General features: G+C 62.9%; 21 protein-coding genes. 12 read left to right on the top strand and 9 right to left on the bottom strand.

Going from position 1 to position 25,238, the window contains the following annotated elements; translation table 11 throughout:
* Nucleotides 1–19: 19 nt before the first annotated feature.
* Nucleotides 20–907 (bottom strand): LysR substrate-binding domain-containing protein, encoded by an 888-nt coding sequence (locus OC446_RS15140; protein ID WP_262029862.1) that lies wholly within the window; start codon nt 905–907, stop codon nt 20–22.
* 172 nt (nt 908–1,079) lie between these two features.
* On the opposite strand from OC446_RS15140, the gene OC446_RS15135 reads away from it, so the two are divergent.
* Nucleotides 1,080–2,534 carry an NAD-dependent succinate-semialdehyde dehydrogenase gene (locus tag OC446_RS15135; RefSeq protein WP_262029861.1) on the top strand — a complete coding sequence of 485 codons (1,455 nt, stop codon included), beginning with the start codon at nt 1,080–1,082 and terminating at the stop codon, nt 2,532–2,534.
* Between the two features lie 126 nt (nt 2,535–2,660).
* On the opposite strand, the gene OC446_RS15130 is transcribed toward OC446_RS15135, so the two are convergent.
* From OC446_RS15130 to OC446_RS15115, 4 genes are all read right to left on the bottom strand, one after another.
* A complete protein-coding gene (locus OC446_RS15130; RefSeq protein ID WP_262029860.1) occupies nt 2,661–2,867 on the bottom strand; it encodes a hypothetical protein in 207 nt (68 codons plus the stop codon).
* A 599-nt stretch (nt 2,868–3,466) separates the two neighbouring features.
* Nucleotides 3,467–3,916, bottom strand: a complete 450-nt coding sequence (gene cueR / locus OC446_RS15125) for a Cu(I)-responsive transcriptional regulator (RefSeq protein WP_262029859.1) — start codon at nt 3,914–3,916, stop codon at nt 3,467–3,469.
* A gap of 22 nt (nt 3,917–3,938) precedes the next feature.
* Nucleotides 3,939–4,958, bottom strand: coding sequence for a 2Fe-2S iron-sulfur cluster-binding protein (locus tag OC446_RS15120; protein WP_262029858.1), 1,020 nt, complete (start codon nt 4,956–4,958; stop codon nt 3,939–3,941).
* Nucleotides 4,959–4,967: 9 nt separating this feature from the next.
* Nucleotides 4,968–7,508: a heavy metal translocating P-type ATPase gene (locus OC446_RS15115; RefSeq protein ID WP_410055081.1), complete on the bottom strand. Its 2,541-nt coding sequence runs from the start codon at nt 7,506–7,508 to the stop codon at nt 4,968–4,970.
* 178 nt (nt 7,509–7,686) lie between these two features.
* On the opposite strand from OC446_RS15115, the gene OC446_RS15110 reads away from it, so the two are divergent.
* Nucleotides 7,687–7,947 carry a heavy-metal-associated domain-containing protein gene (locus OC446_RS15110; protein WP_262029856.1) on the top strand — a complete coding sequence of 87 codons (261 nt, stop codon included), beginning with the start codon at nt 7,687–7,689 and terminating at the stop codon, nt 7,945–7,947.
* A 116-nt stretch (nt 7,948–8,063) separates the two neighbouring features.
* Here the strand turns inward: OC446_RS15110 and OC446_RS15105 are convergent, their stop codons facing one another.
* Nucleotides 8,064–8,516 carry a MerR family transcriptional regulator gene (locus OC446_RS15105; protein WP_262029855.1) on the bottom strand — a complete coding sequence of 151 codons (453 nt, stop codon included), beginning with the start codon at nt 8,514–8,516 and terminating at the stop codon, nt 8,064–8,066.
* A gap of 209 nt (nt 8,517–8,725) precedes the next feature.
* Between OC446_RS15105 and OC446_RS15100 the strand changes: the two genes are divergently transcribed.
* From OC446_RS15100 to OC446_RS15075, 6 genes are all read left to right on the top strand, one after another.
* Nucleotides 8,726–10,897: a heavy metal translocating P-type ATPase gene (locus tag OC446_RS15100; protein WP_262029854.1), complete on the top strand. Its 2,172-nt coding sequence runs from the start codon at nt 8,726–8,728 to the stop codon at nt 10,895–10,897.
* Between the two features lie 341 nt (nt 10,898–11,238).
* Nucleotides 11,239–12,084, top strand: a complete 846-nt coding sequence (locus tag OC446_RS15095) for a GNAT family N-acetyltransferase (RefSeq protein WP_262029853.1) — start codon at nt 11,239–11,241, stop codon at nt 12,082–12,084.
* Nucleotides 12,085–12,120: 36 nt separating this feature from the next.
* Complete coding sequence (locus tag OC446_RS15090; RefSeq protein WP_262029852.1) at nt 12,121–13,506, top strand: aminotransferase class III-fold pyridoxal phosphate-dependent enzyme; 1,386 nt, start codon at nt 12,121–12,123, stop codon at nt 13,504–13,506.
* A 126-nt stretch (nt 13,507–13,632) separates the two neighbouring features.
* Nucleotides 13,633–14,127: an Lrp/AsnC family transcriptional regulator gene (locus OC446_RS15085; RefSeq protein ID WP_262029851.1), complete on the top strand. Its 495-nt coding sequence runs from the start codon at nt 13,633–13,635 to the stop codon at nt 14,125–14,127.
* A gap of 340 nt (nt 14,128–14,467) precedes the next feature.
* Entirely contained in the window at nt 14,468–15,598 is a 1,131-nt protein-coding gene (argE, locus tag OC446_RS15080) for an acetylornithine deacetylase (protein WP_262029850.1), read from the top strand.
* A gap of 182 nt (nt 15,599–15,780) precedes the next feature.
* Nucleotides 15,781–17,109, top strand: coding sequence for an NAD(P)/FAD-dependent oxidoreductase (locus OC446_RS15075; protein WP_262029849.1), 1,329 nt, complete (start codon nt 15,781–15,783; stop codon nt 17,107–17,109).
* A gap of 1,313 nt (nt 17,110–18,422) precedes the next feature.
* Here OC446_RS15075 and dmeF read toward each other — a convergent pair.
* From dmeF to OC446_RS31060, 3 genes are all read right to left on the bottom strand, one after another.
* A complete protein-coding gene (dmeF, locus tag OC446_RS15070; protein WP_262029848.1) occupies nt 18,423–19,430 on the bottom strand; it encodes a CDF family Co(II)/Ni(II) efflux transporter DmeF in 1,008 nt (335 codons plus the stop codon).
* Nucleotides 19,431–19,470: 40 nt separating this feature from the next.
* Nucleotides 19,471–19,749, bottom strand: a complete 279-nt coding sequence (locus OC446_RS15065; protein WP_262029847.1) for a metal/formaldehyde-sensitive transcriptional repressor — start codon at nt 19,747–19,749, stop codon at nt 19,471–19,473.
* 1,150 nt (nt 19,750–20,899) lie between these two features.
* Nucleotides 20,900–21,484: a cytochrome b/b6 domain-containing protein gene (locus OC446_RS31060; protein WP_410055080.1), complete on the bottom strand. Its 585-nt coding sequence runs from the start codon at nt 21,482–21,484 to the stop codon at nt 20,900–20,902.
* A gap of 325 nt (nt 21,485–21,809) precedes the next feature.
* Between OC446_RS31060 and OC446_RS15060 the strand changes: the two genes are divergently transcribed.
* From OC446_RS15060 to OC446_RS15045, 4 genes are all read left to right on the top strand, one after another.
* Entirely contained in the window at nt 21,810–22,211 is a 402-nt protein-coding gene (locus tag OC446_RS15060) for a hypothetical protein (protein ID WP_262029846.1), read from the top strand.
* Nucleotides 22,212–22,412: 201 nt separating this feature from the next.
* Nucleotides 22,413–22,670, top strand: coding sequence for a hypothetical protein (locus OC446_RS15055; protein WP_262029845.1), 258 nt, complete (start codon nt 22,413–22,415; stop codon nt 22,668–22,670).
* Between the two features lie 191 nt (nt 22,671–22,861).
* Entirely contained in the window at nt 22,862–24,232 is a 1,371-nt protein-coding gene (locus tag OC446_RS15050) for a TolC family protein (protein WP_262029844.1), read from the top strand.
* Between the two features lie 20 nt (nt 24,233–24,252).
* The coding region (locus OC446_RS15045; protein ID WP_262029843.1) for a multicopper oxidase family protein at nt 24,253–25,238 on the top strand (986 nt) is incomplete at its 3' end.

Below are 25,238 nucleotides of genomic sequence, written 5' to 3'. Positions count from 1 at the left end.
ATGACCGGCACTTCCCCTCCTAGGAACGCCATCGGCGGGCATGGGCTGCGAACTCGGCTTGAAAGGTACTGGCGAGAGCCGAGGCAGGGCGCTGCTGAGAGCGTAGCGAGATGAATCCTGCCTCGATCCGCGTGGTGAACGGCCGCGCCACCAGTCCCCGCCCGAGAAACTCCTCGGCCGCGTACGGGCTGACGATGCTGAGCCCCGCCCCCTCGCTCACCAGCAGGCAGGCGATCTGCGCGAGTGTCGCCTCCGCGACGATGCGATGGGGAACGTCCGCGAGAGCCGCATCGATGCGCGACCGGAACAGCGTTTTCGTCGAGACGCTAATAAGGGCCTCGTTGGCGAGATCGGCGGGCCGGATAGTCTCCTGTGCCGCAAGTCTGTGATGCTCGGGCAGGATCACAACGGCCGCAGCCTCGAAGCGCTCAACGTCGAGAAGCGGCTGCTCGATCGGGTTGTCCGCATATCCAAGATCCACCTGTCCTGCCGTCACGGCTTCGACAACGAGATGGGTTGGCAGACCGACGAGAGAGACATGTACGTTCGGCCTGTTGCGCATGAACGCGGCGACGAAGCGGGGCAGGGCGCCGCTCATCAGGACGGGCATGGCGGCGACGCGTAACGATCCGGCTTGGTTCGCTTTGATCGCCTTGGCCATATCCGCAATCCGCGAAAGGCCAACGAAGGATCGCTCGACCTCCGCGAAGAGAGTGACGGCATCGGGCGTGGGGATGACCTGGTACCCTCTCCTCTCGAAGAGCCGCAGGGCAAGATGAGCCTCGAAATCCCGGATGAGGCGACTGACGGCGGATTGAGTGACGTAGAGCATGTCGGCCGCGGCAGTCATGCTGCCGGTGAGCATGACTGCCCGGAAAGCCTCGACCTGCCGTGATTGAATTGTCATCCTGTGATTCATGGACCCGGTACCCATCGCGACATGATCGCCCCTTGGCAGTTCACGAATCTGCTGAAGTGACGTCGATTTCCCTCGTGTCCCTGCTGTCGTGCAGTCAAATTAAGAATTCTCTTTTGTCGGACCTCGCTAGCATGGGCAGATCTCGAGGAGCCGGAACGACATGGATATGACGCACACCCCGCTATTCCGAACCAAAGCCTATGTCGGTGGACAGTGGATCTCAGCGAAGTCGGGCCGCACGGTCCCCGTCGACAATCCGGCGACAGGAGAGATCATCGGGCATGTTCCCGACCTCTCCGGCGCCGACACCCGCGCAGCCATCATCGCCGCCGAGGAGGGCTTGAGCCGCTGGCGTGAAACCAGTGCAGCGGAGCGCGCGGACCTCCTCCTGCGCTGGAACCAGCTCATTCTGGAGCATATCGAGGAGCTGGCCGCCATCATGACCCTGGAGCAGGGCAAGCCTCTCGCCGAGGCGCGCGGCGAGATCCAGTACGGCGCCAGCTTCGTGCGCTGGTTTGCCGAGGAGGCGCGCAGGGTTTATGGGGAAACGATTCCCGCCCCTACCGCCGACCGCCGCATCATCATGCTCAAGCAGCCGGTGGGCGTGTGCGCAGCGATCACGCCCTGGAATTTCCCCAACGCGATGATCACGCGTAAGTGCGCGCCTGCTCTGGCGGCAGGCTGCAGCATCATCGTGAAGCCCTCGGAACTCACGCCCTTCTCGGCCTTGGCCCTCGCGGCCCTTGCGGAGCGAGCGGGCATTCCGGCCGGGGTCTTCAACGTGGTCACCGGCATGCCGCAGGAGATCGGAGCGGAGCTGACGGGAAATCCGACGGTGCGCAAGATCTCATTCACAGGATCAACCAAGATCGGCCGGCTGCTGATGGAGCAGGCTGCGCAGAACATTCAGCGCGTGAGCCTCGAGCTCGGCGGCAATGCGGCCTTTATCGTGTTCGAGGACGCCAATCTGGATGCGGCCGTAGCGGGCCTGATGGCAAGCAAGTTCAGGAATGGCGGGCAGACATGCGTCTGTGCAAACCGGGTTCTCGTTCATGCCAAGATTTACGATGCTTTCGCCGAGCGCGTCGGCGAGGCCGTCAAGGCCCTTCAGGTCGGAAGTGGCCTGAGCGGCAATGTCACGATTGGTCCGCTGATCAACGGCGCCGCCGTGACCAAGGTTCGGGAGCATGTCGAGGACGCACTCGATAAGGGCGCACGTGCTTTGGTCGGCGGCAGGAGCCACCCGCTCGGCGGCCGGTTCTTCGAGCCCACCGTCCTGACGGACGCCGGATGGGACATGAGGCTGGCCCAGGAGGAAACCTTCGGGCCCGTTGCGCCGCTGTTCCGCTTCGAGACGGAAGACGAGGCGATCCGCATGGCCAACAACACGCCCTACGGGCTCGCCTCCTACTTCTACACCAACGATCTCAACCGCTCCTGGCGTGTCGCCGAGCGCATCGAGGTGGGCATGGTAGGCCTCAATACGGGTTCCGTCTCGATGGAGGTCGCGCCGTTCGGGGGGATCAAGCAGTCCGGCATCGGACGCGAAGGATCCCACCTCGGCATCGAAGAGTATCTCGCGGCCAAAACCTTCCACATCGGCGGCATCTCATAGGCTGCGGCGTTCTTTCGGAAGGTACAGAAACGAAGTGGGAGGCTGACGACGGATCAGCCTCCCACTCGTTGCGTCTATAACATCATCACAAGCTGGCTCGCCGGGAGCCGAGCTCAGACTGCCGGATCAGCGGCTTTCCAGCACGATCTGATGCAGGCTCCTCCAGGCCGCGCCTCCGGCAAAGTCCTGATGGCTCCCCCGAGTGAGGCCGAGTTCCGAAAGCTCACGGCCGTTGAGGCTGCGCAGTTCGCGAGCCGCCTTCCAACGCTTGGCCGAGGAGCGAAGCTTGCCGATGATGACCGATAGAAACATGATCTCTGCTGCCTTTAGCACGACATAACTCCTAGCCGAGCTTGTGTGAACACCGAATGACGCATTCAGGTCCATCGACCAGGAAGGGATAATTGCTGGTCAGACATCTATTCGCTGCAGTGCAAAAAAGAAGCGCCTGGAATGCGGTTTGCTTATGCAAGCAGCACATGGCTTGCATAATTTAGGCACACAGGTAAACGAAGCCTAAACTTTCAGCAGAACGGTGGCGTTGGGGTGACATTTCGGTTATGTGCCGTCACCTGTAGCCAGGACATGTAAGGCCCGATGCGCAGACGGTCTAATGCACGGGCGACGCGGTGGACGGGGATGTCACTTTTCCGTCTGCTTTGTCGCGGTGACCTGGTGTTTGACGCGGTTGGAAGTGAACTTGATCTTGTCGCGACGCTGCTCCAGCCGCAGAGGCGATTCGCGTCGACTACGGCGGAGGACCACGGGCTTCCCTGCCGAAGCAATACTAAATCTTACGGACGTACAGCACGCACACGATCACCGTTGCGCGCTGCTCGACCTTACCATCCCGCCCTCGCTGCTGCGCTCTCAAGCATTCTGCGAAGGGCCGCCAGAGTCGTTCCCTTCGGCCTGGAGGCAGGCGGCACACGTTAGTGCGAATGGTTACAGTTCGTCATGCTCTTCGTGCGCTTTGCCTCCTTGTCGCCCGGCCCGAATGCCGCGATATCGTCGAGGATCGGACAGTCAGGCCGTCCGTCTCCATGGCAGTTGCTCGCCAGATGCCGAAGCGTCCGGCACATGGACTGCAGCGATTCGATCTTGGCCTCCAGATCCTTCAAATGTTTGAGCGCGAAGGACTTCACGTCCGCGCTCGCGCGTCCCCTGTCGCGCCAGAGGGCCAGAAGCTCTGCCGTTTCCTCTATGGAGAAGCCTAGGCCCCGCGAGCGCCGGACGAACCGCAGGGTATGGACATCCTCATCGTTGTAGACCCTGTAGCCGCTTTCCGTCCGTGTCGCGGGGCGGATAAGCCCGATCCTCTCATAATACCGCACCATCTTGGCCGATACGCCGGAGGCTTGCGCTGCTTCACCAATGTTCATCGCATATGCTCGTGATCAGACGTTAGGAGGCCTCTAGAATGCTTGCCTTCTCGGCCTCTGTGAAGAAGGCATCTGCATGGCAGTGCTCAGGGGCGAGTCCCCGGCCCACCAGGATTTCCGTGACGCCATCAACCAGCTGCGGCGAGCCCGCGAGATAAGCTCGCCATCCTTGCAGGTCGACCAAGTCCTTCTCAAGGACCTCACGGAGCCGTTTCCGGCCCCCACCCCCGCCTTCATTGGCCACGACTGGCGTATAGGCGATGTTGGAATTGTTCTCCGTCAGGGCGCGGATCTGCTCCTCCCGATAGAGGTCCTCCCTCGTCCGCGCCGCGAAATACAGGCGGATCGGTTGAGTCAGTTGGAGGGCGGAGGCTGCGCCGAGAATGGACAGGATTGGCGCCAGCCCCGACCCGCCGGCCACGGCGACGATGGGTCCTGTCTGGCGGGGCCGAAGATGAGCGGTCCCGACCGGGCCGCGCAGGAAGACCGGATCGCCCACCTTCAGGGCTCGGGCCACATAGCCGCTCGTTGAACCATCGGGGACATGCCGCACATGGAACTCGAGCGTGTCCGAGCCTGGCTGGTTGGCCATGGAGTAGTGCCGCGGCGGACAGCCGGGGAACGTAAGTTCAGCATACTGTCCTGCGGAGAACCTGAGCGGAACCGCTTCCTCAAGCCGCATATGCACAATCGTGATGTCCGGCGCCGCGCGCTCCAGATGCACCACCCGTCCCGCCTCCTGGCGCAGAGGATGGTCGGCCGTGTCGCTCCCGAGCCAGGCAACGATGCAGTCGGAGCGCGGTCGGGATCGGCAGGCCAGAATGAAGCCCGACTGTTTGTCCTTCTCCGTGAGGGAAAACGGCGTATGCGGGAGGTGATCGACCTCGCCGTCGATGAGGCGGGACTTGCAGGTCCCGCAGCGGCCGACCTGGCAACCGTAGGGATAGGCTACTCCGGAGGCTACGGCCGCCTGGATGATTGTGGTGTCTTCGGCAACCTCAAACGTTGAGGAGGTGTTCGCGACGGTGACGGTGAAACTCATGACGCCCCCCTACTCCGCTGGCACCGGGCGCAGGACCGCCCGCCGCTCCTCACCGGTCCTCACCGGCGGGGAGAAGCTGCGCAGACGCAGGGCGTTGCTGAGCACGCTCACGCTGGAGAGCGCCATAGCTAGGCCCGCCACCATCGGGGAGAGCAGAATCCCGAACGTGGGGTAAAGCGCGCCGGCAGCCACCGGGATCAGCACGGCATTGTAGCCGAACGCCCAGAACAGGTTCTGTCCGATGTTGCGGATCGTCGCCTGCGAGAGGGCGATCGCGTTGGGCACGTTGCGGAGGTCGCCCGACATGAGCACCACATCCGCGCTCTCGATGGCGATGTCCGTGCCGGTGCCGATGGCGAGGCCCACATCGGCCTGCGCCAGCGCCGGGGCGTCGTTGATGCCGTCGCCCACGAAGGCCACCGCCGCACCGCCGCTCTGCAGGCGCTTGACCACGTCGGCCTTGTCGGTCGGCAACACCTCGGCGACCACTTCGTCCACGCCTAGGGTCCGTGCGATAGCATCAGCCGTGCGGCGGTTGTCTCCGGTGATCATGACGATCCGCAGACCAAGGCCACGAAGCGCCTCGAGAGCCGCCGGCGTAGTCTCCTTGATGGGGTCGGCCACTGCGATGATTGCGGCAAGGCGCCCGTCCACAGCCGCATAGAGAGGCGACTTGCCCTGCCCGGCCAAGCGCTCCGCCGTTGCGGCAAAGATGCCGAGGTCGTGCCCGCGCTGAGCCATGAGACGATCTGCGCCGACCACCACCTCGCGTCCGCTGACTTTCGCCACGACACCGAAGCCGGGCTTGCCATCGAAGGTCTCGGGTTCCGCCAGGGCAAGGCCACGACGGCGTGCCTCGGCGACGATTGACTCGGCAATGGGATGCTCGGACCGCGTCTCCACGGAAGCCACGAGGGTCAGCACGTCATCCTCGGTGAAGCCTGGGGCAGCCTGGAGGTCCGTGAGTTCCGGACGGCCCTTGGTGAGGGTTCCTGTCTTGTCGAGGGCAATCACCTTCGTGTTGCGCAGGGCCTGAAGGGCCTCGCCCCGGCGGAACAGGATGCCAAGCTCGGCGGCCTTGCCGGTACCCACCATGATCGAGGTCGGGGTCGCCAAGCCCATGGCACAGGGGCAGGCGATGATCAGAACCGCGACCGCGTTGACGAGCGCGAAGCTGAGAGCCGGCTCGGGACCGAAGGCGAGCCAGACCAGAAAGGTGACGGCGGCCAGCGCCATGACCACCGGGACGAACCACATCGTCACCTTGTCGACGATGGCCTGGATTGGAAGCTTGGCGCCTTGCGCCGCCTCGACGGTGCGCACGATCTGTGCGAGCACGGTATCGCTTCCCACCTTCGCGGCTCGGAACTGGAACGCGCCCGTCTTGTTGACCGTGCCGCCGACAACGCTGGCGCCGACATTCTTCTGAGCTGGAATCGGCTCGCCAGTGATCATGGACTCGTCGACGAAGGAGGAACCGGAGATCACTTCGCCGTCCACGGGTACCCGTTCACCCGGGCGAACCACCACGATGTCGCCCACGCGGACGACTTCGACTGGCACATCCTGCTCCCGACCATCCTTGATCACCCGTGCGGTCTTCGCCTGCAGGGTCATGAGGCGCCGGATTGCGTCGCCGGTGCGGCCTTTTGCCCGCGCTTCGAAGAAGCGTCCGAGTAGGATCAAGGTGACGATCACCGCTCCCGCTTCATAATAGGTGTAATCCATCCCGATCGGCAGCACGGACGGCACGAAGGTCGAGACTACAGAGTAGCCGTAGGCCGTGCTGGTGCCCAGCATGACCAGGGAATTCATGTCCGGGGCACCACGCAGCAAGGCGGGCCAGCCCTTCACATAGAAGATGCGTCCCGGACCGAACTGAACGATGGTGGCGAGGACGAAGCAGATGAGCTTGATGTTGCGCTCGCCGATGTTGCCGGCCAGGAAGTGGTGCAGTTCCTCGATCATGTGCGAGCCCATCTCGAAGACGAGCAACGGGATGGTCGCGATGGCGGCAACGATGAGGGAGCGCTGCAAACGCGTGATCTCGGCGGCGCGGGCTTCCTTCTCGCGGTCGCCTTGAGCAGCGTCGGTGCGCACCTGCTCAGCGGGATAACCGGCCTTCTCGGCCGCAGCGATGACAGCGGCCAGCACGTCGCCGCCGCCTGCGTAGCGGATGTGCGCCCGCTCCGTGGCGAGGTTGACGGACGCTCCCAGTACGCCCGGCACCGCGTTCAGTGCGCGCTCGACGCGTCCCACGCAAGATGCGCACGTCATCCCGTGAACCGACAGGTCGGCGTTCTCCTCGCGCGGTTCGTAACCCGCGTTCCGGATGGCATTCAAGACGGCCTCGGGTTGAATGCCTGGCGCAGTGGTTACTTGGGCCCGCTCGGTGGCGAGGTTAACCGCAACGCTCTGCACGCCCTCGACGGCACGGATGGCTTTTTCCACGCGCCCGACGCACGAGGCGCAGGTCATTCCCGAGATGGGAATTCCTAGGATTTGCGAGGTCGAGGCATTGAGGGATGACAGCTTGTCCGCCACGGGCATAATCCTTTGATCACGAGACGGACGAATCCATAAAGCTTCCCACTGGGGTAAGGTCAAGCGCTAAAACGACGAATTCGGCCCACGGGAATTTTCAGTTCGCAGCCCGAAAAAAGACACTTGACCTTCCCATGTGGGAAACCTGCAGTGTCCCGGCATCAACCTCGCAAAGGAGCATCCCATGTGCAGCAGCCACCAGCATTCCAACGACCAGGTTTCCACGGCCGCGACCGGCGCCGGCATTTCCGTCCGCGTTGAGGACATGACCTGCGGCCATTGCGCCGGCACGATCAAGAGCGCCATCGAGAGCTCGATCCCGGGCACGAAGGTGACTGCCGATCCGGAGGCCCGCCTCGTCTCCGTCGAGGGCGCTGCTGACCTGGCCCAGATCAGCAACATTATCACGGTCGCCGGCTACACGCCGACCCCGGCTCACGCCTGATCACACTACCCTATCGCTCCGTCTCCCGAGCGGCAGGTCCGCCGGGTTCGCGGAGCGATGTGGTCCTCTGGAACCCAATCGGGTGACTTGCTGCAGGCTACGGCCTGCAGCTTTTTTTATGCTCGGGACCTCACGTTGCCGCGCCTATCCCCATGATCGCAGTGGCTGTGGTCGGCGAGCACCTCCATGACGCGGCAATCTGCGATCCGCTCTCCGCTGCAGCTTGCCACGATCCGCTCCAGTTCCTCCGCCAGCTGCGTGAGTCGGGCGATTTTGTCCCTAACCAGCTGGAGCTGCTGACGTGCGATCTCGTCGGCCTGCTCGCACGACGCCGCAGGGTTTTCGCCCAATGCGATGAGCTGGCGAATCGCCTCGACAGCCAAGCCAAGCTCCCTCGCATGAAGGATGAACCTCAGGCGGTCGATATGCTTGGCAAGGTAGCGGCGCTGATTACCTTCGGTGCGCTCAGGTTCAGGCAGCAGACCGATGCTTTCATAAAAGCGGATCGTCTCCACCTTGCATCCGGTCGCGGACGAGACATGGCCGATTGAAAAAGTTCGCTCCGGCATGAAATTCCCTCTTGAACCTGAAGTTACTAGAGGAATTAGGTTGGGCATCCGATGTCAACCCGCAACCTATCGCCTCAACGAGGAATCGGATGAAAGCCCCTCACGATCACGCCGCCGCCCACAAGCATGATCATGCCCATGGGGCGTGCTGCAGCCATGATCACCATGACCAACATAACGAGCATGCTGCTCCCGCCGCGGCTTCGGCGATGTGGAAGGTTGAAGGGATGGATTGCGGCAGCTGCGCCGCGACGATTCGCACGGCCATCGAGCGCCTGCCGGGTGTCTCCGGCCTCAAGGTCTCCATCACCAACGAAACACTGTCGCTGGTGCTCGACGAAACCAAGACGCAGATCACAGCTATCGAAAGCCAGATCAGGAACCTGGGCTATCCGCCGAGCCTCCTTCGCAGCGCCTCGGCTCCGGCCGAAACCATCACTTCGAAGGGCATGGAAAAACCTGCTCCAAGCTGGTGGCAAACTTCGAAGGCTCAAGTCGCGGCGACATCGGGGCTGCTGGTCGTGCTAGCCTATGTGGCAAGCGTGGTGGTACCGCAGGCATCCTACTGGGTCTTCATTCTCGCAACCGTCGTCGCCGCCGCTCCAGTCGCCAAGCGCGCCGTCATGGCGGCCATGGCTGGCGCTCCCTTCACGATCCAGATGCTGCTGACCATCGCTGCCATCGGCGCCCTGTTTATCGGCGCAGCGGAAGAAGCCGCCATCGTCGTGTTCCTCTTTGCTGTCGGCGAAGTGCTCGAAGGCGTCGCCGCCAATAAGGCCCGGGCTGGCATCAAGGCGCTCGGCGCCCTCGTGCCCAAGACCGCCGTTGTCGAAGATGCAGGCCAGCTGCGCGAGGTCTCCGCGGAAGCCCTGCGGATCGGACAGATCGTCCAGGTGCGCCCAGGCGACCGGGTGCCGGCGGACGGAAAGGTGATCGACGGCATCTCGAGCGTGGACGAATCGCCGATCACCGGCGAGTCAGTTCCTAAGCTCAAGGAGCCCGGCGCCGAGATCTTCTCCGGCTCGATCAACCACGACGCGGCGATCCGCGTGCGGGTGGAGCGCACGGCGCAGGACAACATGATCTCGCGCATCATAGCTCTTGTCGAAGAAGCTCAAGAAGCCAAAGCGCCGACCGAGCGGTTCATCGACAAGTTCTCCCGGCTCTACATGCCGCTCATCGTCGGGCTTTCCGCTCTCGTGGCTGTTGTCCCTCCCCTGCTTCTCGACGGTGACTGGACGACCTGGGTCTATCGCGGACTCACCCTGCTGCTGATTGGCTGCCCCTGCGCGCTCGTCATCTCGGTGCCGGCCGCGATCGCGTCGAGCCTCTCGACCGCGGCTCGCCACGGCCTCCTCGTGAAGGGCGGCGCCGTCGTGGAAAGCCTCGCTAAGGCACAGGTCGTCGCCTTCGACAAGACCGGCACCCTGACCCTGGGCCGCCCGTTCGTGACGGACGTGGTTCCTGTGGGCTCCACAGAAACCGAGGTTCTTGCCCTCGCCGGAGCCATCGAGCGCGAATCCAACCACCCCCTCGCCCAGGCCGTGGCGGCGCGGGCCGAGAAGGACGGGGTCTCGCTCGTCGAAGCCGCCAACGTCCGCGCCCTCCCGGGACGGGGCATGGAGGGCTCCGTCGGAACGGACACCGTCTTCATTGGAGCGCCCCGCTTTGCGGCCGAGCGCGCCGCCGTCGATGCCCGCTTGGCCCGGCACATCTCAGACCTGGAAGAGCAGGGCAAGACCGTCGCGGTCGTAGTGAAGGGGCGTGCAATCACCGGCCTCCTTGCCTTCCGCGACGAGCCCCGCGCCGACGCGCAGAAGGGTCTGGCCGAACTCAAGGGCCTCGGCATCGACGTTCTCATGCTGACGGGCGACAACATCCGCACGGGTCAGGCCATCGGCCGCAAGCTCGGCGTGAACGTCCAGGCCGAGATGATGCCCAGCGACAAGTCCGAGACGGTCCGCTCGATCGCACAAAGCCGGCATATTGTGATGGTCGGCGACGGCATCAACGATGCTCCTGCCCTTGCGGCCGCTCACGTCGGCGTCGCCATGGGCTCGGGGACCGATGTGGCTCTGGAGGCTGCGGATGCCGCTCTGTTGCGAAACCGCGTCACAGACATTGCCTCCCTCGTTCGCCTCTCCCGGGCCACGATGGCCACCATCCGCCAGAACATCGGCATCGCTCTGGGCCTGAAGGCGATCTTCCTGGTGACGACCGTGACCGGGGCAACCGGGCTCTGGATGGCGATCGTGGCCGACACCGGCGGAACGGTTCTCGTCACATTAAACGCCCTGCGCCTCCTCGGCTTCTTTGGCACATGGCGGGAGAAAACTCCCGCCGAGCCGCCCCCGCTGCAAGCGTCGCTCAAGATGGCCTGACCATCGGTGGCCAACTATCGGAGCCCCAGCGCATGCGCTGGGGCACTGCGCAGAGCTGACCACTCCCCTGAAACACGGTCCCATGAGTTGAGGCTTGCCGCGCCGAGGCTAGAGGCGCCGCAGCAGGTCACCGATCATATCCCCGGTACGCCCGGAGGCCTTTTTGAGGCCATCGCCCCGCCGCCGATCGACGTTCAAGGCGCGAGTCCTGGCAGAATATGCGGCGGCCCCGGTGCGGCGACACGAAATATGCTTTTGTCGCGTGAACTCCGGAAGAATGTTTTTCAGCCGTTTCGTATCATCTGGGGAGCCACCCTCATGTGGAGAAAGGCCCCGGATATATGGCGCACCTAATCTATCGCGACCTTGCACCCGCAGACCTGGAAGACGCCCACGCGCTGTCCAAAGCTGTCGGGTGGCCGCACAGGCTGGAAGACTGGAAGTTCATCATGCAACTCGGATCCGGCGTCGGCGCCATCGAGGACGGTCGTCTGCGCGGGACCGGGTGCTGGTGGCCCCAGGGTGACTCATTCGCAACCGTGGGGATGATCATCGTTTCGCCCGAACTGCAGGGTCGCGGCATCGGCCGTGTTCTCATGGACCGTGCCTTGACCGATGCAGGCGAGCGGTCGCTCGTCCTCATCGCAACGCAGGCGGGCCTGCCGCTTTATGAGAAGCTGGGCTTTGAAGCGGTCGGCACCGTGCGCCAGCATCAGATTGCCGGAAGCAAGCCGCAGGACGTCTCGGTTCCCGCAGGGTCCCGGCTGCGGCCGCTGGCCAAAGACGACCGTCCCGCTCTCCAACGGCTCGATGCCCGCGCGACAGGCATGGATCGAACGGCTGCCCTTGATGCCCTCATGGAAAGCGCTGTGGGCTTGGTGCTGGAGCGGGACGGACAGGTAGAAGGCTTCTCCTTCTTCCGGCGCTTTGGCCGCGGCTACGTCATTGGCCCGACGATCGCGACGGAAACTGACGACGCCAAGGCGTTGATCGGCTCCTTCCTGAACGAACACCGTACGGAGTTCCTGCGAGCGGATGTCCCGGTGGAGACCGGCCTCTCCGAATGGCTTTCCGAGCAGGGCCTGCCGCAGGTCGACGAGGTGGTCAGCATGGTGCGGGGACACAAGCCTCATCGTGAAGAAAACGGGCCGCGCGCCTTTTCCCTGATCAACCAGGCGCTCGGCTGATCCCATCAAGCGTCATTACAGCAGAGGTCAGATCCCATGCTCAGCAACTCTCTTGTCGAACTTGATCGCCAGCATCTCATTCACCCTGTCGCGCCCTACCGGGCGCATGAGGCGCGTGGCGTAACCGTCATTGCGTCCGGCGAAGGCGCCTACGTGCGCGATGCCGCCGGCAACCGGCTGCTCGACGGCTTCGCCGGCCTGTGGTGCGTGAATGCCGGCTACGGCCAGCCGACCATCATCGAGGCCATCAACCGTCAGCTTCAGGAGCTTCAATACGCTACGGGCTATTTCCACTTCGGCGCGGAAACCCCGATCCGGCTTGCCGCGCGACTGGCGGAGTTGGCACCAGGCGATCTTAACCGCGTCTATTTCACTCTTGGCGGATCAGACGCCATCGACACCACGATCCGGTTCATTCGGTACTACTTCAACGCGCTCGGCAAACCGGAGAAGAAGCAGTTCATCACCCTCGAGCAGGGCTATCACGGCTCTTCGTCGACCGGCTCTGGATTGACCGCGCTTCCGCTGTTCCATGCCGGCTTCGACGTTCCGCTCGCCTGGCAGCACCGCATCCCTTCGCCATATCCCTACCGCAATCCGGTCGGAAGCGACGGCCCGACCATCATCGCGGCGTCACTGAAAGCCCTCAAGGCGAAGGTCACCGAGCTCGGAGGCCCCGAGAAGGTGGCCGCCTTCTACTGCGAGCCGATCCAGGGTTCGGGGGGCGTGATCGTTCCGCCCGAAGGGTGGGTCAAGGCCATGCGCGATCTTTGCGCCGAGCTCGACATCCTCTTCGTCGCCGACGAGGTGATCACTGGCTTCGGGCGAACCGGCCCTATCTTCGCCTGCGAGCACGAGGGCATCGTGCCGGATCTGATGACCATGGCCAAGGGTCTTACCTCAGGTTATTTGCCCATGGGCGCGGTGATGATGCGGGAGTCCATCTATTCGGTCATTGCGGATGCCTCGGCTCGGAGCGGCATGGCAGTCGGCCATGGATTTACTTATTCCGGCCACCCGGTGAGCGCTGCTGCCGGGCTCGCGGCAATCGCGCTTTATACGGAAGGCGGACTGATAGAGCAGGGCCGCCGGTCTGGAGAAGCGCTCATCGCCGGGTTGAAGGCTCTTGAGGACCACCCGCTTGTCGGCGAAGCCAGAGGGCGCGGCATGCTTGCGGCCCTGGAGATCGTCAGCAACAAGAACACGAAGGCCAAGTTCGATCCTTCGGTCAGAATCGGCGAGAAGCTCTTCGAAACAGCCTATGCCAACGGTCTGATCATTCGCGCCTTCGGCGATGGCACCCTGGGCTTTGCGCCTCCGCTCTGCTGCTCGCAGGACGACATCGCCCTCCTCTTGGAACGGACGAGAAAGACCTTGGATGACCTCCTTGGCTTCAGCGAGATCGGCAAGGCGGCGGCCTGAGGTGTCAAAGGACCAAGATCCTATCGGAATATGGCACCAGTTTGGGTCTCGTTCCTTTGACGAGACCCAGAACCCCGGCTAAAAACGGGTTCCTTCTCTGGCGTGCCGTAACTGAAAGGTATCTGGATGCCTCCGTCGCATGGTCTCGACCGTATCGATATCAAGATCTTGGCGGAGTTGCAGAAAAACGGGCGGATCACCAATGTGGAACTCGCCGAAGCTGTTCATCTGTCGCCAAGCCCATGCCTGATGCGGGTGAAGCGTTTGCAGCAAGCGGGGTTTATCACCGGCTATCATGCCCAGCTCAACCTCGCGAAGCTCGGTGGCGCCTTGATAGTCTTCACGGAGGTCACGCTTAAGGATCACCGTCATACCGACTTCAGCACCTTCGAGGCAGCCATTCAACGCGTCGATGAGATCGTTGAATGCCATCTTGTGAGCGGTGGCTATGACTACATGTTGAAATTCGTCACCCGGGGTGTCGTGCACTATCAGGAAATTGTCGAGCGGCTTCTGGAGATGAATATCGGGATCGAGAAGTACTTCAGCTATGTCGTCATCAAGTCACCGTTCATCAAGCAATACTATCCACTTTCATCGCTCGTCAGCGCCGAGGAATAATCGGCCTTCCGTGCGGGAGCCGAATACTCGGGGAGCACTCCGGTCCCAACGTGACCACTCCTGCCCTTCACCGCGGCCCTGGGGGCACCATCTGCCCTGAGCGGCGTGGGGGCGCCGGTGATTTCTGGCGCTCCTTCACGCCGACTTGGTATCGCCGATCGTCTCTAAGGGGCCCCTGCACAGGATCAAATGGGCCTCAGCAGGAACGCACTTCTCGCCCCACGTGCTGGCAGAAGCATATCCTACCGTTCATAGCCGACACTTCAGCATCGTTTGCCGCACGAACACACTACGCTGAGGCAACCCCGCACAACGGCGCGTCGCGCTGGAGGACGTCTGGATGAATGCGAAGGAAATACTCGCGCAGCTTGTCGCCATCCCATCCGTCGTCGGAACCGCCAACGGTACAATCGTCGACTTTATTCGAGGCTGGCTTGCCGAGCGCAATGTCTCATCCACCATCATCGCCGGTCCCGAGGGCGACCGCTTCAATCTCTTTGCCACGATAGGCGATGCTTCTGTTGCTGGGGGCTATGTCCTTTCGGGGCATACGGATGTGGTACCCGCGCAGGAAGCAACGTGGACGAGCAATCCGTTCGCCCTCAAACAAGAAGGCGAGCAGCTGATAGGACGAGGGGCAGTGGACATGAAGGGCTTCGTGTCCTGCATGCTGGCTGCAGTGCCCGCATTCCTAGAAATGCGTCCGAACAAGCCGATCCATCTTGCATTTTCCTATGATGAAGAGGCCGGATGCCGCGGCATGCCGCACCTGATTGAGCGCATCCCCTCCCTGTGCGCTCCACCAGCCGGCTGCGTCGTGGGCGAGCCCACGAACATGCGCACTGTGTTGCGGCACAAGGGCAAAATGGCGGTGCGCCTTTCCGTTACCGGGCGACCCGGTCACTCCTCCAGACCCGAGCTCGGTCTAAACGCAATTCACGGCATGACCGACATCATCGCGTGCATTCGAGACGAGGCGGCGCGTCACGCTGAGGAAGGCCCGTTCAACCCTATGTTCGAGCCTCCATACTCGACGCTCCAGGCAGGGGTGATTTCCGGTGGCTCCGCGGTGAACGTCATCCCCGGGAATTGCGCATTGGACATGGAGATCCGTGCCATCCCGGGTGTCGAGCCGATGTCCCTGTTCGCACCGGTGGAGAGCGCGGCCAAGCGCTTGGTCGCCGAGGGAGGCTATCAGGTGGAGACGACGATCCTGTCGAGCTATCCGGGCCTCGACCTGCGCGACGATCATCCGCTTGTGGCGTTGGCGGAGAGCATCAGCGGCAAGCCCAACGCGGGCGCCGTCAGCTTCGGGACGGAGGCCGGGCTCTACCAACAGGCTGGCATTCCTGCCGTCGTGTGCGGCCCTGGTGACATCGCCAGGGCGCATCGGGCCAATGAGTTTATCCTGGAAAGTGAGCTGGTGGAGTGTCAGGCGGTCCTCGAGAGGCTGGCGGAGCGCCTTTGTTGACGCACCCTCGAACCATGGGGCTCTCGAACTGGCTCTATGGGTGGCATGTTGGAGGATTGGTAGGCATGAATTGTCGAATTCACCATAAACCTGGAAAGCAGCTCCGCCAGCACTCGCGTCTCATGCCGCAAGAAGCGTAAGGCTGTCTGCACAGCATTGGATTCAGTAGGAAAAGTAAGGCCATGTCTCCTGTCGTTCACCCAATCCCCAGCGATGAAAAGCTGCCTGAGAAGGCTGATGTGGTCGTGGTTGGCGGAGGCATCATCGGCGCCGCCGCAGCCTATTATTTGTCGAAGCGGAGGCTCAAGGTCGCGCTCGTCGAGAAAGGCTGGATTGGTGGCGAGCAGTCCAGCCGGAACTGGGGATGGTGCCGGCAGCAGAACCGGGACGCCCGGGAGCTTCCGCTCGCCATAAAAGGAATGCAGCTTTGGGACGGGCTGGCTGAGGAGATCGGCCAGGATCTGGGCTTCCGGCGCAGCGGTCTCGTCTATGCCACGGCGTTGCCCGAGAACATTGCGCAATGGGAGCGCTGGAGAACGGTCGCACGTCAGTTCGGCGTCGACACCAGGATGCTGAGTGCCGCGGAAGCCAAAGCCATGACGCCCGGAAGCACGGCAAACTGGATCGGAGGCGTCTATTCCCCGACCGACGGAAAGGCTGAGCCGTCACTTGCCGCCCCGGCCCTGGCACTGGGCGCCCGCGGCAACGGAGCCTTTGTCTTCCAGGACTGCGCTGCTCGCGGGCTGGATATTACCAACGGCAAGGTCACGGGAGTTATCACCGAGAAAGGGCTGATCCGGGCGGACGCAGTTCTTTGCGCCGGCGGCGCATGGGCCTCGATGTTCTGCCGGCGGCATGGAGTGAACCTGCCGCAGGCGAGTGTAAGGACCACGATCCTCCGGACCAAGCCGACGGCCGACATTGTCCAGGGGGGCCTCTACACGCCCGAGGTCGCCTTCACCCGGCGCTTGGATGGCGGGTACTCTATCGCGATCAGCGGTCGTGGGACCCTCGAGGTCACGCCTCAAGGGATCCGCTATGCCACTCAGTTCATCCCGATGTTCCGCAAACATCTGAAGGCGCTGCATTTCGGGATCGGCCGCTCCTTCTTTGAAGGGCCCTCAGCGATCGCCCGCTGGAGCTTCGATCAAGTCTCACCCTTCGAACGCATCAGGGTGCTTGATCCCGCGCCAGACAAAAAGATGGCTCACCTGACGCTGGCGCGTGCGAAGGCACTCTACCCGGCCCTCGCAGATGTAGAGGTCGCGGAAACGTGGGGAGCTTGGATCGACAGCACCCCTGATGCCACGCCCGTGATATCGCAGATCCCATCACTGCCGGGGTTCTTCGTTGCTGCCGGATTCAGCGGTCACGGCTTTGGACTAGGGCCGGCCGCAGGTCACCTCGCCGCCGACATCATCTCCGGAGATACGCCCCTGGTCGATGCCCGGCCGTTCCGTTACTCCCGTTTCACCGACAGGTCGGACCTCGGTCCTCCAGGCGGTCTCTGACGCGAGTGACGTCAGTCGAACTTGATTGCTCTGGGATGGAGTTCCGCTCATTCGGGCTGCGAGACAGGCCGACTCAGTTGAGCGTTTGAGCAGCGCCTGCGGGATTCTCACCTGTTTGGTCCCGGCGACATCGCAAAACTGCCGAACCTAACCTGGAAGGCGCAACTGCCAGGCGATACTGGCAGGCAGGCATCCCTCGCGCATGAGCGTCGATAACCGGACGTGCAAGTCCTACCTGCCACTGCATTGACGAGAGCGGAGTATGCGCGACCTTCTTTCAGCGGAAGGGCTGCAGGAGCTCTCCTCAATCCTCTCGAACGTCCGCACCATGTTCGCTGTGCCCGCTCCTGCCACTCCTCCCGACGGCGCATCTGCATCGCCTTAGCGCGGCAACAAAGGGGAACGCTGCATTTTGTGTTGCCGCCTGAACCTGGCAGGCGTCCGTGCAGACTCTCTGTGCCTCATGGCCGCATTATAACAGCGCCAGCCGCCCTGCCCCAAAACATGAACAACTCGTAATACGGATGTCACCTCTTCGTAGCTGCCAATCTGTAAATGTCACCCGGTAATCAAATGGGTCTGCCGGGGACGATCCTGCGTAGAGGCAGCCCTTGTCCTGTAGAGGTGATCATGTCTCTGTCGATCATTTTGGCCGTGACTGCGTCTTGTGCCGTGTATCTGACAATCGGAGGAAAGCGCGGGCCTCAAGAAGATATGGTTGACCCCAGCGCCCACAAGGAAAGATTAGAGCCCCGGAAGTCATGCCAGAGCAATATGATGCCCTCGCACTCGGACGCCGAAATGTCTAGCCGGACTCGCCTGGAAGTCTGTTTATGGTCATCCGCGCCGTGACGGAGAACTCTGAAGATAGATGCCGCTGATATGAGCACTGATTTGGTCACTGCAGCAAAGGCTTTTAACGCCGGGCCCGTCTCGTCCACAGGTCGACTGAAAATCTTGTAATTTCTGATCCCCCATGTCTGGCGCCCGGACAACGCTGATCGCGCTTTGCACTCCTATCTGGCGTAGCGGCGGCCTCATTTTACAGGCGCAGGCCTGATCACTACAATATTGAAACCTGTCGCGAGCAACACCGCTGTGCAGAACCAGTTGTGATCGATCTGAGACTTGACCCAGACCTAATCGTACGGGCCTGTCTCGGGGGATGGGATCCGGCGATTTGAGATTGTGACCACACGCCCTCTCCGCTCAGCAAACTCGTGCCGTTGACGAAGGTATGCGCTTACAGCACGGCGACGAGTCTGCGCAGGCGTGAGGGTTGAAGATGGCCAAGAAGACAGGCCAACGTCATATCATGCCGGTAGAGCTTGAACCTCGACAGTCACATGCGATAGCTCGTGAAGATGAGAAAGCCGGTCCTTGTATGTTGATGGTGCCTTAGGGGTCGGCGACGCCAGCGAGATGATTGCCGCGTGATGTCCAGGCCCGACCTGCCAGACGTGCAGGTCAGTGATCTTATCCCCCTCGCCCTCAAGAGCCTCCCGGATCTCGTCCGGGAGCTCCTCGCCTTCGGGGATCACGTCGAGGAGGACGGCGCCGGCATCGCGGATGAGCCCCCATGACCAGCGGGCGATCACCAGTGCGCCGACAATACCCATCAACGGGTCCAGCCAGAGCCAGCCATAAACGCTGCCGGCCAACAGGGCGACGATGGCCAGCACAGAGGTCAGCGCGTCCGCTAGGACATGCAGATAGGCGGCCCGGAGGTTGTTGTCGCGTCCTCCGGCATGGGAGTGGTCGTGGTGGTCATGCTCATGGTGCGAGCCGTGGCCATGGTGATGCCCGTGATGATGGCCATGATCATAACCGTGTCCATGATGGTGATGGTGCCCACCATGGTGGTGGTCGTCCTTGAGCAGCCACGCGCTCGCCAGGTTCACGACTAGGCCAATGGCCGCGACGGCGATCGCTTGCCCGAAGTCGATGGGAATGGGGTTAGCGAGACGCAAGACACTCTCCCACCCGATCAATAGCGCAATGAGGGCGAGAATGATGGCGCTGGCGAAGCCGGCGAGATCGCCGAGCTTGCCGGTCCCGAAGGTGAAGCGCGGATTGTGGGCGTGACGGCGGGCGTAGAAGTAGGCTAAGGCGCTGATTAGCATGGCCGCGGCATGCGTCGACATGTGCCAGCCGTCAGCCACCAGAGCCATCGAGCCGTAGATGGTCCCGGCGACGATCTCGACCACCATCATGGTGGCGGTCAGGGCAATCACGAACCAGGTCCGGCGCTCGTTACGCTCGTGGTTGTCGCCCAGGAAGACATGCTCGTGCTGCAAGGACTGCGAGGAAGGGCCGTGCATCGGTTTCACCTGTGGGGTTCGTGTGTGCGGGAGCGGCGGCTCATTTCAGGTAGGTGCGGACCACATCGATCAGCTCTTGGGCGCCGCGGGCGCGGTCGGCATCTGGCTCGCGGGCCGGGTCGACCACATGATGCCGGATGTGCTCCTCCATCAACTCGGCGGTAAGGCCGTTGACCGCTCCCCGCACTGAAGCGACGAGCATCAGCACGTCGGCGCACCCGATATCTGCCTCCAGGGCGCGCTCGACCGCCTCGACCTGACCACGGATCCGGCGCACCCTCGCCAGCAACTTCGCCTTGTCTTTAGTTGTGTGGGACACGATGCAGCTCCCCGCCTGTTCGAGTAAGATAGGGGGGTATACTATAGGTGCCGAATATCGGCAATTCCGTGTCACAGATCTCTAGCTCGCCGATAGACGCCCGCAGATGCCGCGATGCCTACGGTGGGCGCTCCGGCTCGGGTCAGAGAGGGTGAATAACACTGTCAGAACCCATGATCCGATCCCATCAGCCGAACGGGCCGGTCGCCCTGCCTCACATCCTGGCGAGATGCATCCCATAGAGCGCCGCCGCGAAGAGCAGGCCGCCACCGACAATCCAGAGGAGCCCCTGCCTGGTCCGCAGGAAGACAGTGAGTGGATCGGCGGACGCACGGCCACGCCTGAACCGGCCCGCCGCAACTCTCCGTTTATGCCGGTTGAGCCGTTGGGCTCCATCGCCCTCGAACGGAGCGCCTGTGAGCTTAAAGGTAGGACGGGTCGACCTTCTAACCATCAATGGGTCTCCTTCAGGAGCACGTTTCGCGTGTGCTTGACCGTGACTTGCACCCTCTCACCCAGACTTCATCATGTGCATGAGACGGAGGTCTCCTCGATGAAAAGGATCCCTCTCCGTTTTGAAAGAGCGAAATCTTTCTCAAGTCCATTGTCCAGCAAGATGGTCACCGCCCCATCGTAGATCGAGTAGTGACAGTGGTCGATCCACAGCCCGTCGTAAGCGGAATGCCCAACTTCCCGAAAGCAAAAGTGGCGCCATCTTGAGCTTGCAGACTTTCCCCTCAGAGCTCGCATGATCTCAAGGGCAGTTCCTCCAGCACGGCTGTTGCGCCTCACGGAACCGCGAACCTCTGCTCTCGGATACTGCTTGACCTTACAACAGTGACAAGGTGCAGAATACTGTCAGAGACCCTGTCCCGAGTGGGGCTCGCATTTGGCGTGCGCACTATCTGTCTCAGGCTATCAGTGGGGGAGCCATGGCCGCCTGCCATTCACTTGAACGAAAGATCCTGGCGGCCCTCAAAGCGGCCTTTGCGGAAGACCGCCTTGATATCGCTGAACACCTTGTCTGCGCGCTCGAGGTCCTCGCATCAGAGCCAACGCCCGGCTCTGCGCTGGGGCAGGCTTATGCGATGATTGCCGGATCACACAGAAAGCAAAGGCGCTCGCGCCGGCCATCCTGATTGACCGGCGCTCACTTGGAGCGTTTGCGTCCGGTAATCATCGCTGCCATGAGGTTCTCACGATGGGCGCAACTGGCCAGGACAACGCCCGCGACATGGAGGACAACCAAAGCAAGCGTGGCATTCCCCAGCACTTGGTGGATGCCGCAGATCAAAGGCGGGGGCCGTCTCTGGCCCAATGCACGGGGTGGAGGTACCCTCTCGATCACCGCCGATAACGGCCCACGTCCCTCTATTGCGGCCAAGCTAGCCATGCCGGAGCCTGCTGTCGCCGCAACCATTATCAGTAGCGCCACAACCATGGCACCGCCGGCCGGACTGTGACCGAGGTAGCGCCTAGACGAGAATCGGACCAAGCCCGCGAGGTAATCGATAATCACCTGTGGTCTGCGAACGAAACTTGCAAACCGTGCATTTTCCGGACCGATGCACCCCCAAAGCACACGGGAGGCGACAAGGACGGCAGCAAGATAACCAGTCCAAGTGTGAAGCCACAGAGGCTGGTCTGTGTACCAGTTGAAGAGGACCGCAGCGGCGAGCAGCCAGTGGATAATGCGGATAATCGGATCCCACACCGAAATTTTAGCGGCCGTCATGCGGGTCTACTGCCTCCAAACCATCCTATAGACATCAAGCCTGGCGATATAAAGCAGTTGCTGAACCACAGCGATGCAAGGTGGCGCGGCAGCCTTGGCTGCAGTTTGTCGCAGGCAAGATGAGCGCTCGTCCATTCTAGGCGCTTGACCTTGCCACGGTGGGAAGCCCTAAGCCCTTCGGAAAGCTGTCCCAGGGGTGGATTATCAGGCTCCGACCTTTCATTCCATTCCGTTAGATCTCAATCCCCGCCCATCCGGCTTCCGCTTGTCTAATCCGAACTTTCATGACACATATCCAATACCAACGAACAGGAGCTTCCCTCCCTTGCGGCTGATGGGCACCATCATTGTTGCGCTGCTTGCGATCACCATGGCGATCTTTCCGATCTCCGGGCCGCAGGCGGCTGCGCAGGCTGCACATCGGCATGCCGCAGCAGCGGCCGACGTACATGAGCATGCTGACTCCGAGGGAGACCATGAACATGCCGATACGACGGCGTCTTGCGATGCTTCCGCGTGGACCGTTGCGGCCGATACCAATCCTGACACGCAGGACTGCGTCGGCCTGATCTGCTGCAGCATGGGCGCATGCCATGCCTTCCAAGCGAGTGTGGCGCCAAGCCTGTACTCCCCGGCCGTATCCGAGGCTTCCACCGTCCTTGCCCGTGACGAGCAGGTCGAGGAAATCACCGTCGGCGGCCTCGACAGGCCCCCACGAACCATCTGAGCCAGGCGCGGGCGAACTGACGCCCGCACGAATAGTCGCGTCCGCTCATGAGAGCCGGCTGCGACCGTCCTGAAGCTCGAAACGGGTTCCTCCCAGTCGCGATCAGAACGTCAGACCTGCTGTGGGCGACGGCCTCGTTGCCGTCATCACCCAAGTCCCCCTTCTGACTGCACTGCCGAGGTCCGTCCGGAGACGGCCCCAATGATCAAGCTAGTACCTCTCGCCGCCCTTGGACTCGGTCTGGGCGCCTGCGTGCCCACGACCCCTCCCACCTACCTGGTAGCACCTTCCAGTATCAATGCTGATATCCGAGACCCCGGTTATTCGCCCGTGACGGCGGGCATCCAGAACTACGACGTTGTCGAGCCTCTGGACTGGCGTGAGCTCAATCGGCGGGTCGCGCCAGGGGCGAACCCGGAGCGGGGTGACTCAGACGACGCTGCCCGGCGCGGGCGGTGACCGGTGGACAGCCAACATAACATACCGACCGCCTGGGGGCGGCGTGGCAACGCACGCGCAGGAAAGACAACGCAATGAATGAACAAGAATGCACGACAAGTTCGATGCCACGGCTGGGGCTGCTCGGGGGCGTTGCTCTCACTCTATTCCTTGGAGGTTGTGTAGGGTTCTCACAGGATGGCGGCCTCTCGGTGGCGCAGAACGTCGCCTACACCGAACTCAACAAGGATGTCGGCAAGATCACGAACGAGGCCGAGGCCGTCGGGGCTCAGCAGCGGGTCGAGGCGCTTCTTAAGCGCCCGCTGACGCCGGACGCGGCCGTCCAGATCGCGTTCCTGAAGAACAGAGGGCTGCAGGCGGCCTTCAACGACCTCGGCGTGTCCGAGGCCACCTACGTGCAGGCCAGCCTGCCCCCCTCTCCGCGGGTTGTCCTGGGGCGGAGCGGACTGCTCGGGGGTGCATCCTTCGAAGTCGAGCGGCAGCTTCTGATCGGATTGTACGAACTCGCGACCTTGCCGCAGCGTTCGGCCGTGGCCCAGCAGGAATTCCGCGCCGCCCAATTCCGGACGGCCGAAGCCGTGCTGGCTCTTGGGGCGGAGGCGCGTCGGCAGTACTACCGAGCCATTGCGGCCAACCAGCAGGTCGCCTTCCTGCAGCAAGCCCTCGCCACGGCCGAGACAGCGTCTCAGCTGGCCAAGCAGCTCGGAGAGACCGGCTCCCTCAACAAGCTGGAGCAGGCCCGCGAGCATGCGTTCTACCAGGAGTTGGGCGCTCAGCTCGCGCAGGCCCGCATCGACCAGAAGGTCGAGCGCGAGCGCCTGATCCGTCAGCTCGGCCTCTGGGGCCGCGACATCAACTTCACCCTGCCCACGAACCTGCCGCCGCTGCCATCCCGACTGGCGAGCCAGAAGGACGTCGAGAGCGAGGCTCTGGTCCGGCGCGTCGACCTGCAGGCTCTGCGCAACGACCTCAACGCCGTTGCGGGCCAGTACAGCCTCGACGTCGTCAACAGCGTCGTCAGCGACATCGAGCTGGTCGAGGGCTCGAGCTTCGGCAAGAGCAAGGTCATCTCCGAGGAAGGCGTCGAGATCGAGAAGGAGAAAAGCCGGACCCGCGGCATCGAGGCCTCCTTCACGATCCCGATCTTCGACTTCGGCCAGTCGACCCGCCGGGGGGCTCAGGAGGCCTACATGGCGGCCGCGAACCGGTTGGCGGAGCGGGCGGTCAACGTCCGGTCCGAAGCCCGCGAGGCCTACATGGTCTACCGGGGCAAGCATGACCTCGCCCGCCACTACCAGAACCGCGTTCTGCCCTTGCAGAAGCGGATCCAGGATGAGGCCCTGCTCCAGTACAGCGGCATGCTCGTCGACGTGACTCAGCTCATCATCGACGCCCGGACCCGCATCCTGAGCAATGTCGATGCGATCAACGCCCGCCGCGACTTCTGGATCGCTGCCACCGACCTCAAGGCGGCCCTCGTCGGCGGCCTGGCGGGCGGTGGCGGCGGCGGAGAAACCACAACGGCCGCGGCCGGCGGGGAAGCCGCCGCCGGCGGCCACTGAAACACCTGAGGAGACCACCAATGACCGTATCGCGAAGAGGCTTTCTCGGCGCCGGAGGCTTGGCCCTCGCCGGAGCCTCCATGATCAGCGGGCGCACCCAGGCCGCCAGCCTGCCTGAGGCGCCGACCATGACCGAGGCCACCATGCAGCCGCCGCTCTATCCCAAGAGCGGCCCGGACTACCAGCCCGTCGTCACCCTCAACGGCTGGACGCTGCCCTGGCGCCAGAACGGTGACTGGAAGGAGTTCCATCTCGTCGCCGAGCCCGTGGTGCGCGAGATGGCACCCGGCATGAAGGCCCACCTGTGGGGCTACAACGGCCAGTCCCCGGGGCCGACCATCGAGGCGGTGCAGGGCGACAAGGTCCGCATCTTCGTCACCAACAAGCTGCCGGAGAACACGGCGGTGCACTGGCACGGCCAGCTCCTGCCCAACGGCATGGACGGCGTCGGCGGCCTGACCCAGCCGCACATCCCGCCGGGCAAGACCTTCGTGTACGAGTTCGTCCTGCAGAAGTCCGGCACCTTCATGTACCACCCGCACTCGGACGAGATGGTGCAGATGGCGATGGGCATGATGGGCTTCTTCGTCGTCCATCCGCGCGATCCGGCCGAGCGCCGGGTCGACCGCGACTTCGTGTTCCTGCTCAACGCCTTCGACATCGAGGCCGGCTCGTACGTGCCCCGGGTCAACGAGATGACGGACTTCAACCTCTGGTGCTGGAACACGCGCGTGTTCCCCGGCATCGACCCGCTCGTGGTGCGCCAGGGCGACAAGGTGCGCGTCCGCTTCGGCAACCTGACCATGACCAACCACCCGATCCACATGCACGGCTACGACTTCAAGGTCACCGGCACGGACGGTGGCTGGGTTGACAACGGCTGGCCCGAGGTTTCGGTTGACGTGGCGGTCGGGCAGATGCGGGCCTTTGAGTTCGTCGCCGATGCGCCGGGCGACTGGGCGATCCACTGCCACAAGTCGCACCACACCATGAACGCCATGGGCCA

It is taken from the genome of Microvirga sp. Mcv34 (assembly GCF_024519725.1).
Lineage (GTDB): Bacteria > Pseudomonadota > Alphaproteobacteria > Rhizobiales > Beijerinckiaceae > Microvirga.
The sequence above is the reverse complement of the archived record's forward strand: the minus strand, read 5'-3'. Positions and strand labels throughout refer to the sequence as shown.

What these genes read in the sequence shown, in the direction of transcription:
- OC446_RS15100 (WP_262029854.1), top strand. Translation starts at nt 8,726, where the DNA reads ATGTGGAAGGTTGAAGGGATGGATTGCGGCAGCTGCGCCGCGACGATT.
- OC446_RS31060 (WP_410055080.1), bottom strand. Translation starts at nt 21,484, where the DNA reads ATGACGGCCGCTAAAATTTCGGTGTGGGATCCGATTATCCGCATTATC.
- OC446_RS15085 (WP_262029851.1), top strand. Translation starts at nt 13,633, where the DNA reads ATGCCTCCGTCGCATGGTCTCGACCGTATCGATATCAAGATCTTGGCG.
- OC446_RS15135 (WP_262029861.1), top strand. Translation starts at nt 1,080, where the DNA reads ATGGATATGACGCACACCCCGCTATTCCGAACCAAAGCCTATGTCGGT.
- OC446_RS15120 (WP_262029858.1), bottom strand. Translation starts at nt 4,958, where the DNA reads ATGAGTTTCACCGTCACCGTCGCGAACACCTCCTCAACGTTTGAGGTT.
- dmeF (WP_262029848.1), bottom strand. Translation starts at nt 19,430, where the DNA reads ATGCACGGCCCTTCCTCGCAGTCCTTGCAGCACGAGCATGTCTTCCTG.
- OC446_RS15075 (WP_262029849.1), top strand. Translation starts at nt 15,781, where the DNA reads ATGTCTCCTGTCGTTCACCCAATCCCCAGCGATGAAAAGCTGCCTGAG.
- OC446_RS15115 (WP_410055081.1), bottom strand. Translation starts at nt 7,508, where the DNA reads ATGCCCGTGGCGGACAAGCTGTCATCCCTCAATGCCTCGACCTCGCAA.
- OC446_RS15090 (WP_262029852.1), top strand. Translation starts at nt 12,121, where the DNA reads ATGCTCAGCAACTCTCTTGTCGAACTTGATCGCCAGCATCTCATTCAC.
- argE (WP_262029850.1), top strand. Translation starts at nt 14,468, where the DNA reads ATGAATGCGAAGGAAATACTCGCGCAGCTTGTCGCCATCCCATCCGTC.
- OC446_RS15095 (WP_262029853.1), top strand. Translation starts at nt 11,239, where the DNA reads ATGGCGCACCTAATCTATCGCGACCTTGCACCCGCAGACCTGGAAGAC.
- cueR (WP_262029859.1), bottom strand. Translation starts at nt 3,916, where the DNA reads ATGAACATTGGTGAAGCAGCGCAAGCCTCCGGCGTATCGGCCAAGATG.
- OC446_RS15105 (WP_262029855.1), bottom strand. Translation starts at nt 8,516, where the DNA reads ATGCCGGAGCGAACTTTTTCAATCGGCCATGTCTCGTCCGCGACCGGA.
- OC446_RS15110 (WP_262029856.1), top strand. Translation starts at nt 7,687, where the DNA reads ATGTGCAGCAGCCACCAGCATTCCAACGACCAGGTTTCCACGGCCGCG.
- OC446_RS15140 (WP_262029862.1), bottom strand. Translation starts at nt 907, where the DNA reads ATGACAATTCAATCACGGCAGGTCGAGGCTTTCCGGGCAGTCATGCTC.
- OC446_RS15055 (WP_262029845.1), top strand. Translation starts at nt 22,413, where the DNA reads ATGATCAAGCTAGTACCTCTCGCCGCCCTTGGACTCGGTCTGGGCGCC.